The sequence below is a fragment of the Streptococcus sp. CL6.35 genome, from assembly GCF_049737915.1.
GTDB lineage: Bacteria > Bacillota > Bacilli > Lactobacillales > Streptococcaceae > Streptococcus.
On record NZ_JBKOTU010000001.1, the window covers coordinates 327,811 to 341,703 of the forward strand.

At 41.3% G+C, this 13,893-nt stretch carries 12 protein-coding genes and 2 tRNA genes; all 14 read right to left on the reverse strand.

Annotation, left to right across the window (positions count from 1 at the left end):
* Positions 1-18: 18 nt before the first annotated feature.
* Positions 19-456 carry a Fe-S cluster assembly sulfur transfer protein SufU gene (sufU, locus tag ACLNCP_RS01645; RefSeq protein ID WP_261011676.1) on the reverse strand — a complete coding sequence of 146 codons (438 nt, stop codon included), beginning with the start codon at positions 454-456 and terminating at the stop codon, positions 19-21.
* On the reverse strand, positions 443-1,669 hold the full coding sequence (locus ACLNCP_RS01650; RefSeq protein WP_261011674.1) for a cysteine desulfurase: 1,227 nt from the start codon (positions 1,667-1,669) through the stop codon (positions 443-445). Before ACLNCP_RS01650 ends, sufU begins: the two co-directional genes overlap by 14 nt.
* A 10-nt stretch (positions 1,670-1,679) precedes the next feature.
* Positions 1,680-2,942 (reverse strand): Fe-S cluster assembly protein SufD, encoded by a 1,263-nt coding sequence (gene sufD, locus ACLNCP_RS01655; protein ID WP_033684974.1) that lies wholly within the window; start codon positions 2,940-2,942, stop codon positions 1,680-1,682.
* Between the two features lie 27 nt (positions 2,943-2,969).
* Positions 2,970-3,740 carry a Fe-S cluster assembly ATPase SufC gene (gene sufC, locus ACLNCP_RS01660; RefSeq protein ID WP_424843940.1) on the reverse strand — a complete coding sequence of 257 codons (771 nt, stop codon included), beginning with the start codon at positions 3,738-3,740 and terminating at the stop codon, positions 2,970-2,972.
* Positions 3,741-3,890: 150 nt separating this feature from the next.
* Positions 3,891-4,085 carry a DUF3272 domain-containing protein gene (locus tag ACLNCP_RS01665; protein ID WP_049551575.1) on the reverse strand — a complete coding sequence of 65 codons (195 nt, stop codon included), beginning with the start codon at positions 4,083-4,085 and terminating at the stop codon, positions 3,891-3,893.
* 27 nt (positions 4,086-4,112) lie between these two features.
* Positions 4,113-5,768 carry a DNA polymerase III subunit gamma/tau gene (gene dnaX / locus ACLNCP_RS01670; protein ID WP_424843941.1) on the reverse strand — a complete coding sequence of 552 codons (1,656 nt, stop codon included), beginning with the start codon at positions 5,766-5,768 and terminating at the stop codon, positions 4,113-4,115.
* Complete coding sequence (locus ACLNCP_RS01675; RefSeq protein WP_261082730.1) at positions 5,768-6,265, reverse strand: GAF domain-containing protein; 498 nt, start codon at positions 6,263-6,265, stop codon at positions 5,768-5,770. The genes dnaX and ACLNCP_RS01675 overlap by 1 nt, the downstream gene beginning before the upstream one ends.
* Before the next feature lie 85 nt (positions 6,266-6,350).
* Entirely contained in the window at positions 6,351-7,553 is a 1,203-nt protein-coding gene (gene rpsA / locus ACLNCP_RS01680) for a 30S ribosomal protein S1 (protein WP_049521508.1), read from the reverse strand.
* A 161-nt stretch (positions 7,554-7,714) separates the two neighbouring features.
* A tRNA-Gln gene (locus ACLNCP_RS01685) sits at positions 7,715-7,786 on the reverse strand.
* A gap of 9 nt (positions 7,787-7,795) precedes the next feature.
* Positions 7,796-7,876: transfer RNA gene (locus ACLNCP_RS01690), tRNA-Tyr, on the reverse strand.
* Between the two features lie 49 nt (positions 7,877-7,925).
* Positions 7,926-8,156, reverse strand: a complete 231-nt coding sequence (locus ACLNCP_RS01695; protein WP_000037113.1) for a DUF2969 domain-containing protein — start codon at positions 8,154-8,156, stop codon at positions 7,926-7,928.
* A 97-nt stretch (positions 8,157-8,253) separates the two neighbouring features.
* Positions 8,254-10,221, reverse strand: a complete 1,968-nt coding sequence (locus ACLNCP_RS01700) for a peptide ABC transporter substrate-binding protein (protein ID WP_424843942.1) — start codon at positions 10,219-10,221, stop codon at positions 8,254-8,256.
* Between the two features lie 22 nt (positions 10,222-10,243).
* A complete protein-coding gene (locus ACLNCP_RS01705; protein WP_424843943.1) occupies positions 10,244-11,266 on the reverse strand; it encodes a branched-chain amino acid aminotransferase in 1,023 nt (340 codons plus the stop codon).
* Between the two features lie 134 nt (positions 11,267-11,400).
* A complete protein-coding gene (parC, locus tag ACLNCP_RS01710; RefSeq protein ID WP_424843944.1) occupies positions 11,401-13,872 on the reverse strand; it encodes a DNA topoisomerase IV subunit A in 2,472 nt (823 codons plus the stop codon).
* Positions 13,873-13,893 lie beyond the last annotated feature (21 nt).

The following is a 13,893-nucleotide window of genomic DNA, read 5'->3' on the forward strand; positions in this document are numbered from 1 at the left end:
CAAAAGAAACTTGTCTTACTAATTTTTTTGATTTTCAATTGTTTTCTTTAGAGCATTCCAGGCTAGGGTTGCACATTTAATTCGTTGTGGAAACTTAGCGACCCCTGACAAGAAGGCCGCATCGCCTAGTTGGTCTTGGCGTTCATCTTTTTGCCCTTGAACCATTTCAGAAAAAATGGTCGCAAGTTCTAAAATTTCTTCTTTGGTTTTTCCTAAAACTGCGTCCGTCATCATACTAGCAGATGCTGTAGAGATGGTGCAACCTGAATTTAAAAAAGCAATATCTTCTAAACGATCCTCTGCATCAAATTTGACAGAGAGATTAATAACATCCCCACAGGTCGGATTATTGAGGCTAATTTGTTCAGCTTCCTCTAATTTACCCTGATGGTGGGGATTTTTCGAATGGTCTGCTACCACTGCCATATATAGACTATCTAATTTAGAAAGTGCCATTGAAAAACTCCTTTGTCTTTTGTAAGGCATCAACTAGCTTGTCACAATCTGCCTTGGTATTGTAGATATAAAAACTTGCGCGAGCTGTTGCTGGGACATCCAAATACTGAAGCAAGGGTTGCGCACAGTGGTGACCTGCACGAACAGCCACTCCTTCATAATCCAAAGCAGTCGCAAGGTCGTGAGGGTGGAGATCGCCTAGGTTAAAGGCAATAACACCTGAACGTTGAGCCAAGTCCTGCGAGCCGTAAATGGTCAAGCCTTCAATAGCCTGCAGTTTTGGAAAGACATATGCAATCAATTCCTGTTCGTGAGCTTCAATGGAATCCATGCCAATTTTTTCTAGATAGTCCACTGCAGCAGCTAGTCCGATAGCACCTGCCATGTTGGGAGTTCCAGCCTCAAATTTCCAAGGCAATTCCTTCCAACTAGCAGATTGTTCATAAACGAAATCAATCATCTCACCGCCAAATTCAAGAGGTGACATTTGTTCCAGATACTTTTCTTTACCGTAAAGAACACCGATACCAGTTGGACCCGCCATCTTGTGACCTGAAAAGGCAAAGAAGTCCACATCCAAGTCCTGGACATCAATCTTCATATGAGGAGTAGATTGAGCACCATCCACCACCATGATGGCACCAACTTGATGGGCCAATTGAGTGATTTCTTTGATTGGATTGACCACCCCCAGGACATTTGAGGCATGAGCAAGGGAGACAAACTTAACTTTATCAGTCAATTTAGCTCGCAAATCATCCATATCCAGAACTCCATTCTTAAGATAGACATAGACAAGCTCTGCCCCAGTCTTGCGGCAGGCTTCCTGCCAAGGAATGATGTTGGAATGGTGTTCCATGACAGAAATCAAAACCTGGTCTCCCTCAGTCAAGACTTCCTCAGCATAACGCGCTACCCAGTTAAGACTGGTTGTCGTTCCTCTAGTAAAGAGAACTTCCTTTGTAGACCCTGCATTGATAAACTTACGAATGGTTTCACGAGCCGCTTCATAGGAAGCAGTAGCCCGCTCCGCCAAGGTATGAACCCCACGATGAACATTGGCATTGTCCTGCTCATAGTAGCGGTTAATCGTCTCCAGAACTGCTAGTGGTTTTTGTGTCGTCGCAGCATTGTCCAAATAAACCAATGGTTCATCATTAACAATCTGGTCTAAAATTGGAAAATCCTTGCGAATCACTTCTACATCTAACATAGGCTACCCCTTAGCGTTTTGACAATTTTTCTTCGATAGTCGCAATCATTTCATCACGAACTTCCTTGACTGGAATCTCAACGATAACGGAGCCAAGGAAACCACGAACAACCAAACGTTCTGCAGTTGCCTTATCTAAACCACGGCTCATGAGGTAGTACATGTCTTCTGGATCTACCTGACCGATAGAAGCCGCATGTCCTGCAGTTACGTCATTTTCATCAATCAAAAGAATTGGATTAGCATCTGAACGCGCTTGGTCTGAAAGCATGAGAACACGACTTTCTTGTTGGGCATCTGCTCCCTTGGCACCCTTGATAATGTGGCCAATACCATTGAAGGTCAAGGTTGCTTTTTCAAGAATAACCCCATGTTGAAGGATATTCCCGATTGAGTTGCAACCATAGTTAGTTACTCGGGTATCAATCCCTTGTACCTGACGGCCACTTGAAAGAGCTACAACTTTCAGGTCAGCATGGCTACCGTTACCAATCAAGTCGCTATCAAAGTCCGCAACGACGTTCCCTTCGTTCATGACACCGATTGCCCAGTCAATGCTTGCATCGTTGCCTAATTTACCACGACGGCTAATGTAAGCAGTGACGTTTTCACCTAGACGGTCAATCGCAGCAAACTTGACTTGCGCACCAGAACGTGCAATCACTTCAACTGTGATATTTGCAGTTGCCTTAGCACTACCTCCACCACGTGACTCTAAACGCTCCAGATAACTAATCTTACTGTTCTTACCAGCGATAATCATAATATGCTTGTTAAACGGCACATCACTATCGCTGTCTTGATAGAAAATTCCTTCGATTGGTTCTTTAATCTCAACGTTATCAGGAATATAGAGAACAGCACCACTATTGAAATAAGCTGTATGGTAGGCTGCCAACTTGTCATCGTCATACTTAACAGATGACATGAAGAATTCTTCGATCAGCTCTGGAATTTCTTCTAAAGCTGAGTGGAAGTCTGTAAAGACGACACCCTGTTCAGCCAATTCAACTGGAATTTGCTCAAAAACAGTTTGAGTTCCTACTTGTACCAACCTCAAGTGATTATCTAGAGCTGTGAAATCTGGAACATTTGCTGATGGCTCACTTTCTGTAATCGTTCCATCACCCAGATTCCAACGGTGGAATTTGACACGCTCAATAACTGGTAATTCCAAAGTCTCAATCTTGTCAAAAGCTTTTTGACGGAGGTCAGCCAACCAGCTTGGTTCAGCGTGCATTTCTGAAAAAAGTTTAATATTTTCTTTAGTCATTTACTTCTCCTAAAAGATACGAGGGAATTACAATTCTTCCTTGTAGTCGTAGCCAAGTTCTTCAGCTAGTTTTGCGTATCCTTCACGTTCCAAACGCGCAGCCAATTCTGGACCACCTGAAAGGACAACACGACCTTCCATCATGACGTGTACCACATCAGGTGTGATGTAGTTCAAAAGACGTTGGTAGTGAGTGATAATCATAGCACCAAAGCCTTCACCTCGCATAGCATTCACACCTTTAGAAACAACTTTAAGGGCATCAATATCAAGACCAGAGTCAATCTCATCCAAAAGGGCAAAAGTTGGTTCCAACATCAAAAGTTGAAGAATCTCATTGCGTTTTTTCTCACCACCAGAGAAACCTTCGTTGAGGTAACGCTCAGCCATTTCTTCTTTCATGTTGAGTAATTCCATCTTCTCATCCAATTTAGTGATAAACTCACGAACTGAAATCTTCTCATCGTCTTCTTTACCAGCATTCATAGCTGCACGAAGAAACTCAGCATTGGTAATTCCAGGAATTTCTGATGGGTATTGCATAGCAAGGAAAAGTCCCATACGCGCACGCTCATCAACTTCCAACTCAAGGATGTTTACGCCATCAAACAAGACTTCACCTTTGGTAACTTCATAGTTTGGATTTCCCATGATAGCTGCAGAAAGAGTCGATTTACCTGTACCATTTGGTCCCATGATAGCGGCGATTTCTCCTATTTTCAGGGTCAGGTTAACCCCTTTTAAAATTTCTTTTCCTTCAATCTCAACGTGAAGATCTTTGATCTCTAATACTGACATGATAATTCCTTTCTTTTTCAAGGCCTTTACAGTGCTTACTGGAAACATACTTGATTTCCCTAGAAAATACGGTAAAAGGTCAATAAATATACTTTTATAGTATAACAAAAAAAAGCCTAAAAGGCTTTGATTTTGTCTAGAAGCTGAGGACTAGTCTTTTCCTTTTAAATGCTGGTCAATGACATCTACAATCTTGCCCATCAAGTAACTTACTCGGAAATTTCTAAAGAGCAAAATGGCCCAAAAGACTGCCATAATATAGCGACCAGTCATCCAAGCTTCATTGAAAAAATAAGTCTCAGCAGCTGTAAACAGCGCGATGATAATAAATTGTTGTCTATTCATAAACTTATTGTATCATGAAATCTTTCTTTAGTCTTCCTCTACCTTCACTTTATCAGCCAAAAATTCAAATCCTTCTGGAATCAGGCTTTCTTCTGCTTCTTTTTCAGTTTGGGAAGATTTTGCTTTGGCTGAAAAGGCTGCGCGAACTTCTTTCCATTCCTCCATGGAAATGGCTAAAATCTCAGGTGAAAAACCTGCTGCCTGACTGAGGATATTGCCAAACATGGTGTTGAGATTATCTCGTTTCATGGTTTGACCAGCATTGAAGTTAGACTCAAAAGCAAGAATAGCATGGTGTTCATTGGCCGCAACTGGTTGAGATCCGACTAGAAGAGCCTTGTCCGGCCCACCTAGACTTTCAATTACTTCTCCCCAGGCATTCTGCAAACGAATCAGATTTTGACGTGCTAAATCAGGATTTTCGACAGCCTCTTGTAAGATAGATTGAACCTTATTGCGATCCACACGATAGATTGTCTTTCCTGCTGTTGGACGACTAGGAGCTGGATTTGTTGGCTTAGATACGGTTCCCACATTGGCAAGTTCTTGTTTGAGACGGGCAATTTCCTGTCTCAGTGCAGAAATTTCACTTTCAACTGTCCCAGAAAGAGCTGGTTCAGGCTTAATCTCTGCCAAACGGATAGTCATCATCTCAGCATAAATTTTGGGCTGCAAACTAGACTTAATATCTGCTAAACTGACTGTCGCCAAGCGAATCATTTCAAACAGATTTTCTTGAGGAAGTGCCAAATTTTCTACAAAGACTGGACTATGATGAGTATTTTCTCCACCTGTTTGAACAATTAACAAATCTCTTAAATAGTGTAAAAGGTCGGTCACAAAACGAGTCATGCTCTTACCATTGTCAAAGAGAAGATTTAAGCATGCTAGGGCCTTTGGAACATCCTGTTGAGACAAGGCGGCCACATAATCATCCAAGGCTGATAGACTAATGGTGCCAGTAATTTCTTCAGAAATGGCAGTCGTCAGCTCGTTTCCCTGTGTCAAACTCAGGGCTTGATCCAAAATAGACAAGGCATCTCGCATTCCACCTTCAGCCCGTCTGGCAATGATTTCCACAGCCTCTGGTTCAGAACTGATATTTTCTTTTTCTAAAATATAGCGGATATGTTCCTTAATATCCTGTGTCTTAATCGATTTAAATTCAAAACGTTGCACACGGGATAGAATAGTGGCAGGAATCTTGTGCAATTCAGTAGTGGCCAAAATAAAGACCACATTCTGTGTTGGCTCTTCCAGCGTCTTTAGAAGGGCATTAAAAGCCCCTGTAGACAGCATGTGAACCTCATCTATGATATAAACCTTATAACGAGCAAGGCTAGGCGCATAGGTAGATTTATCACGAATTTCACGGATTTCATCCACCCCGTTATTAGAAGCAGCATCCATTTCAATGACATCTTCTAAACTACCATCTGTCACTGCTTGACAAATATAGCAGTTATTACAAGGTTCACCACCCACTTGATTTGGACAGTTCATAGCCTTGGCAAAAATCTTGGCTACACTGGTTTTTCCCGTTCCCCGTGGACCAGAAAAAAGATAAGCATGACTTATTTTCTCTTGCTCCACTGCTTGTTTAAGAGTCTTAGCCACAACTTCCTGTCCAACCAACTGGGAGAAGTTTTGACTTCTATATTTTCGATAAAGTGCTTGATACATTAGGCTTTCTCCTCAAACATTGTAAAGTCCCATTCTGTCATTTCAAGCAAAATAGCGACAAATTGTTCCAAATAATCTCGATCCATAGCATCATAATCATCAATCTCTGAAGAATCAAGATCTAGAACTCCAAGTAATTGACCATTCTTAACCATCGGAACAACAATTTCACTTTTAGCTCGACTATCACAAGAAATATAGTTGGGATAAGTCGTTACATCTCCAACAACAACGGTTTCCTGAAAATGAGCTGCCTCACCACAAACACCCTTGCCTAGCGCAATACGGATGCAGGAAACACCACCTTGGAAGGGACCTAAAACCAATTCCTTTCCATCGAACAAATAAAAGCCTGCAAATACGGTATTAGGGAAGCGTGATTTTAGAAGAGCACTGGCGTTGGAAAGATTAGCCAAAACATTGGTTTCACCATCCAATAAAAAAGAGAGACCCTCATTCAACATTTGATAACGTGATTTTTTTTTTGATTCTAACATAGGACTATTATATCAAAAAAGGCTTACAGACAAAAGAAAAATCCCTTGTTTAGTAAACAAAGGATTTTGTGAATTTTCAATTTGATTAAAGTTCGATATCACCGAACAAGTCAGCCATTGAGAATCCTGTTTGTGTTTCTGGAAGTTCGAAATCACGTTTTTCTTGACGTTTTGGACGACGTGGACGAGCAGCACGTTTTTCTTCTTTTTGTCCTTCTTCTTGAGCTGGACGCTCTTCAAGAGCTTTGATAGAAAGTGATACGCGCTCTGCATCTGCGTTAACTTCAAGAACTTTAACTTTAACTTCTTGACCAACTTTAAGAGCTTCTTTTGGATTTTCAATACGTTTGTGTGAAATTTGTGATACGTGAACAAGTCCATCGATACCTGGCAACACTTCAACAAATGCACCGAAGTCAGTCAAACGTTTAACTGTTCCTTCTACTACATCACCTTTAGCCAATTTTTGCTCAACGCCATCCCATGGTCCAGGTGTTGTTGCTTTAAGTGAAAGTGATACGCGTCCTTCTTCTTCGTTAAGATCAAGGATTTTCACTTCAATTTCTTCACCAACAGTTACAACTGATTTTGGTGATACGTTACGTTCATGTGACAATTCAGTCAAGTGAACCAATCCGTCAACACCACCAAGGTCGATGAAAGCACCGAAACTTGTGATACGTGCAACTTTACCAGTTACTACATCACCAACAGCCAATTTACCGAATACTTCAGCGCGAGCTGCTGCTGTAGCTGCTTCAACAACTTCACGACGTGAAAGGATGAAGCGGTTTTCTTTAGCGTCAACTTCTTTGATTTTAGCATCAAATTCTTGACCTACAAAACGCTCAGTGTTACGTACAAAACGAGTATCCAACATTGAAGCTGGGATAAATCCACGAACACCTTCAAATTCTACTGAAAGTCCACCTTTAACGGCACGAGTTCCTTTAACAGTAACAACTTCTTCTTCGCGACCAACAAGTTTGTCCCATGCTTTGCGAGCTTCAAGGCGTTTTTTAGATACAAGGTATGTAACTGTATCAGTATCTTTACCAACTACTTGACGAAGTACAAGAACATCCAATACTTCTCCTACTTTAACAAAGTCATTGATATCTGCATCGCGATCGTTTGTCAATTCGCGAAGAGTCAAGACACCTTCAACACCAGTTCCAGAGATTGCAACGTTAGCTTGAGTCGCATCAACTGTCAATACTTCAGCACTAACAACATCACCAGGCTCAACTTGGCTAACGCTATTTAGCAAATCTTCAAATTCGTTCATCTAAAAAATCCTCCAACAATCAAGTTTTTCTTAAACTTGACATACTTATAATTTTTTTCCTAAGCACCCGCAAGGACATGTTCATATCGTTCACGTCTTTCAATTATAAAAATAAAATACCCTAAGATATTTTGCTTTTTATCTTGATCATTACCTAAGAACTGGGGTAGCTGGATTCGAACCAACGCATGAGGGAGTCAAAGTCCCTTGCCTTACCGCTTGGCTATACCCCATTGATAAAATGGAGAGAGAGGGATTCGAACCCCCGAACCCGAAGGAGCGGATTTACAGTCCGCCGCGTTTAGCCTCTTCGCTATCTCTCCTACAATCAACATTGACTATTATATCATGAAAATTTCAAAAAAACAAGACTTATTTTGCTAAATTATAATTTTCAATCAAAATTTCCACAGCTTTTTCCAATTTTTTATAAAAACTATCGACATTCCCATTCTTTATGATGGCAAATTGTCCATCTAATTCGGCAATTTCTCCGATAACTTTTTTACCAATGGTCAAGGTATAACCTTCAAAACTGTCTTTTCCTACATTAACCTTGGCATCTGCTACTTGAATTTCAATTTTTTTATCTTTCTTACTCATTTCATACCTCTCTTCACTTTTTCTATTTTACAAGAAAATCCTAAAACTAGCAAGAAAAAACTCTACATCAGGCTTGTCTGATATAGAGTTCTCCGCTTTATTTAATGTGTTTTTCTAGTTCTTTTTGGTACTTACCATTTGATTCCAATTTTTCTTTTTGCCATTTTTTCAGTGCTTCTTCATATTCTTTTGTCGTAACGATATCTTTTTGCAATTTCATTCCTTTAAAGATATATGGGTCACCCTTAATACCAACTTGTGAGTATGGTTTTGAGAATGGCACTACATTACTTACAACTGGAGAACCACCAGATGAGGCTGTCGGCATCAATAATGAACTATCTGTCAACCAAGCTTGAGCCTTAGCATATTTTTCATAGCGCTCTTCAAGATTCGTAGTTTCTGAATCGGCATCATCCAATAATTTCTTATATTGGTCCAAACCAAGTTTAGCTACAACATCCTTATCTTTCCCTTTAGTAATACCAAGGTGTTTCATAGCAGAACCTGATTTAGGATCCATGATATTCAAGTAAGATGCTGGGTCTTGATAGCTTGGAGCCCATCCTGTACTGTTCAAATCATAGTCTCTTTGAGAAGGAACACGCGCTTGAGAAGTGATTGTTTCCTTTTCATTATCTGTCATTTGAAGAACGTCGATGACAACATTTTCAGCACCAAGAGTTGATTCGATAGACTGTTTGAAAGAGTTGCTTTGTTGAACGGCGATGGTATCTGTTTGTTCAACTGGGACATCCAAGTGAATTGGGAAAGTTACCCCTTTAGATTCCAAGTCTTTCTTAGCTTTTTCGAACGCAACTTTAGCCTTGTCAGGGTTGTAGATAGAATCCTTACCGTCAACTAGCTCAACACCTTTCCATTGGTCACCATAGTTCACCAACTCTGCTTGAGCGATTTGACCAAAGTTTTTACCACCTGCTTGCACAAAGTTATCTGGAACGAGACTGTTACGAATAATCTTGTCCGCACCGTCTTCACCATTTAGCTGGGCAGCATAAGAATGGCGGTTGAAGGCAAAGTTGATAGCCTGACGGAAGTCCTTATTAAGCATAGCTTCTTTTGTAGAAGTCTTTTGTTCTTCACTTGTTTTCGCAGTTTTATTATATGACTGACGATTTACGTTAAAGGTGAAGTAATAACTACTTGAGTCCTGTGGGCTATAAGTGATTTTATCTCCGTATTGTTCCAAAGTAGAAGCAAAGTTTGAGCTACTTGGGAAGAGACGGGCTGTCGTATAGGCACCAGAAGAGAAGCTACGAATCAACGATTCCTGATCAGAACCATCGTAGTAAGTCAATTTAATCTTTTCGATCTTTACCTTTTCTTTATCCCAGTAATTTGGGTTTTTCTCGTATTCAATTAACGATTTAGACGTCAAGGTCTTCAAGATATAAGGACCATTGTAAAGAATCCCTGCTGGAGTAACTGCTCCATAATCTTTACCTGATGCCTTCAAAAACTCTTCATTTACAGGCAACATTGTCGCTGTTGTAACTTTAGAGTTCCAGAAACTTTCTGGTTTGTTTAGGGTATATTCAACTGTATAATCGTCCAAGGCCTTAACACCAACTGTAGAGAAATCATTGGTCTCACCAGTCATGTAGGCATCCAAGCCCTTAATTGAATTTTGGATGAGAGAGACACCGTCTGACTTACCGTCAGCTACGTGTTTTAATCCTGTTACAAAGTCATGGGCTGTTACTTCTGCATATTCTTCGCCTTCTGATGTGTACCATTTAACTCCTTTACGAAGTTTATAGGTATAAGTCAAACCATCTTTAGACACAGACCAATCTTCAGCCAAGGAAGGGATAACATTTCCGTACTGGTCGTTTTCCATCAGACCATCCACCACGTTCCCGATGACATCTGTTGTAGATGTACGAGTCGCTATACTATAGTCCAAAGATGCTGGATCTACTGCATAGACATATGAAAATGTTGTCGGTGCATCTGCTTCTTTATCAGCTTTTCCACAAGCCGCTAATAGAGCTGTTGTGCTCAGGACCACTCCTGCTGTTAAGAGCCACTTTTTCGATTTCATAAAAAATCTCCTTTAGTTTATTTTAATCTACTTTTACAATCCAACTTTCTGGCGCTTCAATATCACCAAACTGAATTCCTGTCAATTCATCATATAATTTACGAGTCACAGGGCCTACTTCTGTTTCACTATAGAATACATGGAAATCATCACCGTGTTGAATACCTCCAATTGGAGAAATAACCGCTGCTGTACCACAGGCACCTGCCTCTACAAAACGGTCAAGGTTATCAATTGGGACATCCCCCTCAATAGGAGTCAAGCCCAAGCGGTGTTCTGCCAAATAAAGCAAAGAATACTTAGTAATAGATGGCAAGATAGATGGACTCAATGGTGTTACAAATTCATTATCAGCTGTAATTCCAAAGAAGTTAGCTGAACCGACTTCTTCAATCTTTGTATGAGTTGATGGGTCTAGATAGATAACATCTGAGAAGTGGCGTGACTTGGCCAATTTCCCTGGCAAGAGACTTGCAGCATAGTTCCCACCAACCTTAGCCGCACCTGTACCATTTGGAGCCGCACGGTCGTATTCATCCTGAATCAAGAAGTTGGTTGGAACCAAACCACCCTTAAAGTAATTTCCAACTGGCATAGCAAAGATGGTGAAAATGTATTCCTCTGCTGGTTTAACCCCGATAATATCTCCAACACCAATCAAAAGTGGACGAAGATAAAGGGTTCCACCTGTTCCATATGGTGGTACGTATTCTTCATTGGCGCGGACAACTGCCTTACAAGCTTCTACAAACATGTCTGTCGGAACTTGTGGCATCAAGAGACGATCACAAGTACGTTGGAGACGTTTAGCATTTTCGTCAGGACGGAAAAGTTGAACACTACCATCCTTAGTACGGTAAGCTTTCAAACCTTCAAAGGCTTGTTGACCATAGTGAAGACTTGGAGAAGACTCTGAAATATGCAAAGTTGCATCCTCTGTGAGCTCTCCTTGATCCCATTGTCCATTTTTAAAATGAGCAATATAGCGATAAGGTAATTTCATATAGGAGAAACCAAGGTTCTCCCAATCAATCGTTACTGTCATATTCCACTCCTTATTCTAAAAACCTATTTCTTTTATTCTACACTATTTTTATAAAATAGCAAGTATATTTTGTAATTTTCAGAAAATTTCTTCAATAAAAAGAACCAGCTCTGAGAACTGATTCTTCATTTCACTTATTTGGCTTCTGTAAATACTTCTTTAAGATAAGCGTCAAAAACTTCTTCATCAGAAATGGTGTCTGATATAAAGCTTCCGTTGCTAGTGCGTTCTGACAGGTTCAAGTCTTGTAGTCGACTTTCATAGATTGTACCTTTGTTAGATTGAACAATCAGAGTTTGATCGTTCCCATCCACTTCTGTACTAAAGAGGTCACCAACGAAGCCTTGTTCTGCAACCGCTCCTGCTAAGAAGACACGATGCGGTTTATTTTTTAGCTCACGCAAGACTTGTGACCCACGTTTTGCACGGCTAGTTGCCGGAATTTCGTCAATAGAAACACGTTTCAAACTTCCACGCTGAGTCAAGAGGTAGAAGGATGAGGTGTTACAGATAAAGGCAGATTGGAGGACATCATCTGCTTTCAGGTTCATAGCTTTGACACCTGCAGCCTTAGCACCGACAACTGGTACCTCTTCGATATTGAAACGAAGGGCATAACCATTTTGGCTAATCAAGAGAACATCATCCAGTTTAATCGGAGCCACTGCTACAATCTGGTCTGTCTCGTCTTTGAGCTTAGCATACTTGACAGACTTAGATTTATAGGTCCGCCATGGAGAGAATTCTTTGCGTTCTACACGCTTGATTTGACCGAAACGAGTCGCCGCAAAGTAGGTTGTCGCATCATCAAACTGATCCACGACTTCCACATAAAGGATTTCTTCGTTAGTTTCAAAGTTTGTAATGGTTTGGCTCAGATGCTCACCGATATCCTTCCAACGAATGTCTGCCAATTCATGGATTGGTCGATAAATGACATTTCCAAGCGTCGTGAACATCAAGAGATGCTGGGTTGTCTTAGCAGCTTGTACAAAAATCAAACGGTCGTCATCACGTTTGCCAATTTCTTCCAGAGTGGAAGCCGCAAAGGAACGTGGGCTGGTACGCTTGATGTAACCTGCCTTGGTCACGCTGACGTAGGTATCTTCCTCGGCGATCAGACTAGCTGTATCAATCTCGATGACTTTCGCAGTGTCTTCTAAGCTACTCAAACGCGGAGTCGCAAATTTCTTCTTAACCTCACGAAGTTCTTTCTTCATAAGATTGTACATGGTCCGTTCATCCCCGATAATAGCCGCCAGCATGGCAATCTTTTCACGAAGTTCTGCTTCTTCTTCCTGTAAGACAACCACATCGGTATTGGTCAAACGATACAATTGCAAGGTAACGATGGCCTCAGCCTGCTCCTCTGTAAAATCATAGCTAACTTTGAGATTTTCCTTGGCATCCGCCTTATTCTCAGAAGCACGGATAAGGGCAATGACTTCATCCAAAATCGAAATCACGCGAATCAAACCTTCGACGATATGGAGACGTTTCTCAGCCTTTTCCTTGTCAAAGCGTGAACGCGCCAAAATCACTTCACGACGGTGGGCAATATAGCTAGACAAGATTGGAACGATCCCAACCTGACGAGGCGTGAAATTGTCAATCGCCACCATGTTAAAGTTATAGTTGATTTGCAGATCTGTGTACTTAAAGAGATAGTTGAGGACAAGCTCTGTATTGGCATCTTTTTTTAGCTCAATAGCAATACGTAGACCATCACGGTCAGACTCGTCGCGAACCTCAGCAATACCAGCTACCTTGTTATTGACACGAACATCATCGATTTTCTTGACTAGATTAGCCTTGTTGATTTCATAAGGAATCTCAGTAATAACGATTTGTTCCTTACCACCTTTTAGCTTTTCAATCTCAGTCTTGGAACGAACAACCACGCGCCCTTTCCCAGTTTCATAGGCCTTCTTGATTTCATCACGACCCTGGATAATCCCTCCAGTCGGGAAGTCTGGTCCAGGCAAGAATTCCATGAGTTTGTCCACCTTGGCTGTTGGGTGGTCAATCATGTAAACCGCCGCATCGATAACCTCAGCCAAATTATGCGGTGGAATGTCTGTAGCGTATCCAGCCGAAATCCCAGTCGAACCATTGACCAAGAGGTTGGGAAAGGCTGCTGGCAAGACAGTTGGCTCTTTCTCGGTATCGTCAAAGTTCCAAGCAAAAGGAACTGTCTTTTTCTCGATATCTTGAAGAAGGTAGCCTGCAATTTCAGACAAACGTGCCTCGGTATAACGCATGGCCGCAGGCGGATCTCCGTCCATGGAACCGTTATTACCGTGCATTTCAACTAGAATCTCACGATTTTTCCAGTCCTGAGACATACGAACCATGGCATCATAGATGGAAGAATCCCCGTGTGGATGGAAATTCCCCATGATGTTACCGACAGACTTGGCTGACTTGCGGTAGCTCTTGTCAAAGGTATTGCCATCCTTATTCATAGAATAAAGGATACGACGCTGAACCGGCTTCAAACCATCACGAATGTCTGGCAAAGCCCGGTCTTGAATAATATACTTGGAGTAGCGACCAAAGCGCTCTCCCATGATGTCCTCAAGGGACATGTTTTGAATGTTAGACATAATAATTCTCTTTTTAGTGTT

Bases quoted from the DNA above. Each gene is read 5' to 3' on its own strand.
- ACLNCP_RS01705 (WP_424843943.1), bottom strand. From the start codon at position 11,266: ATGACAGTAACGATTGATTGGGAGAACCTTGGTTTCTCCTATATGAAA.
- ACLNCP_RS01695 (WP_000037113.1), bottom strand. From the start codon at position 8,156: ATGAGTAAGAAAGATAAAAAAATTGAAATTCAAGTAGCAGATGCCAAG.
- dnaX (WP_424843941.1), bottom strand. From the start codon at position 5,768: ATGTATCAAGCACTTTATCGAAAATATAGAAGTCAAAACTTCTCCCAG.
- ACLNCP_RS01650 (WP_261011674.1), bottom strand. From the start codon at position 1,669: ATGTTAGATGTAGAAGTGATTCGCAAGGATTTTCCAATTTTAGACCAG.
- ACLNCP_RS01665 (WP_049551575.1), bottom strand. From the start codon at position 4,085: ATGAATAGACAACAATTTATTATCATCGCGCTGTTTACAGCTGCTGAG.
- sufU (WP_261011676.1), bottom strand. From the start codon at position 456: ATGGCACTTTCTAAATTAGATAGTCTATATATGGCAGTGGTAGCAGAC.
- ACLNCP_RS01700 (WP_424843942.1), bottom strand. From the start codon at position 10,221: ATGAAATCGAAAAAGTGGCTCTTAACAGCAGGAGTGGTCCTGAGCACA.
- sufC (WP_424843940.1), bottom strand. From the start codon at position 3,740: ATGTCAGTATTAGAGATCAAAGATCTTCACGTTGAGATTGAAGGAAAA.
- ACLNCP_RS01675 (WP_261082730.1), bottom strand. From the start codon at position 6,265: ATGTTAGAATCAAAAAAAAAATCACGTTATCAAATGTTGAATGAGGGT.
- parC (WP_424843944.1), bottom strand. From the start codon at position 13,872: ATGTCTAACATTCAAAACATGTCCCTTGAGGACATCATGGGAGAGCGC.
- sufD (WP_033684974.1), bottom strand. From the start codon at position 2,942: ATGACTAAAGAAAATATTAAACTTTTTTCAGAAATGCACGCTGAACCA.
- rpsA (WP_049521508.1), bottom strand. From the start codon at position 7,553: ATGAACGAATTTGAAGATTTGCTAAATAGCGTTAGCCAAGTTGAGCCT.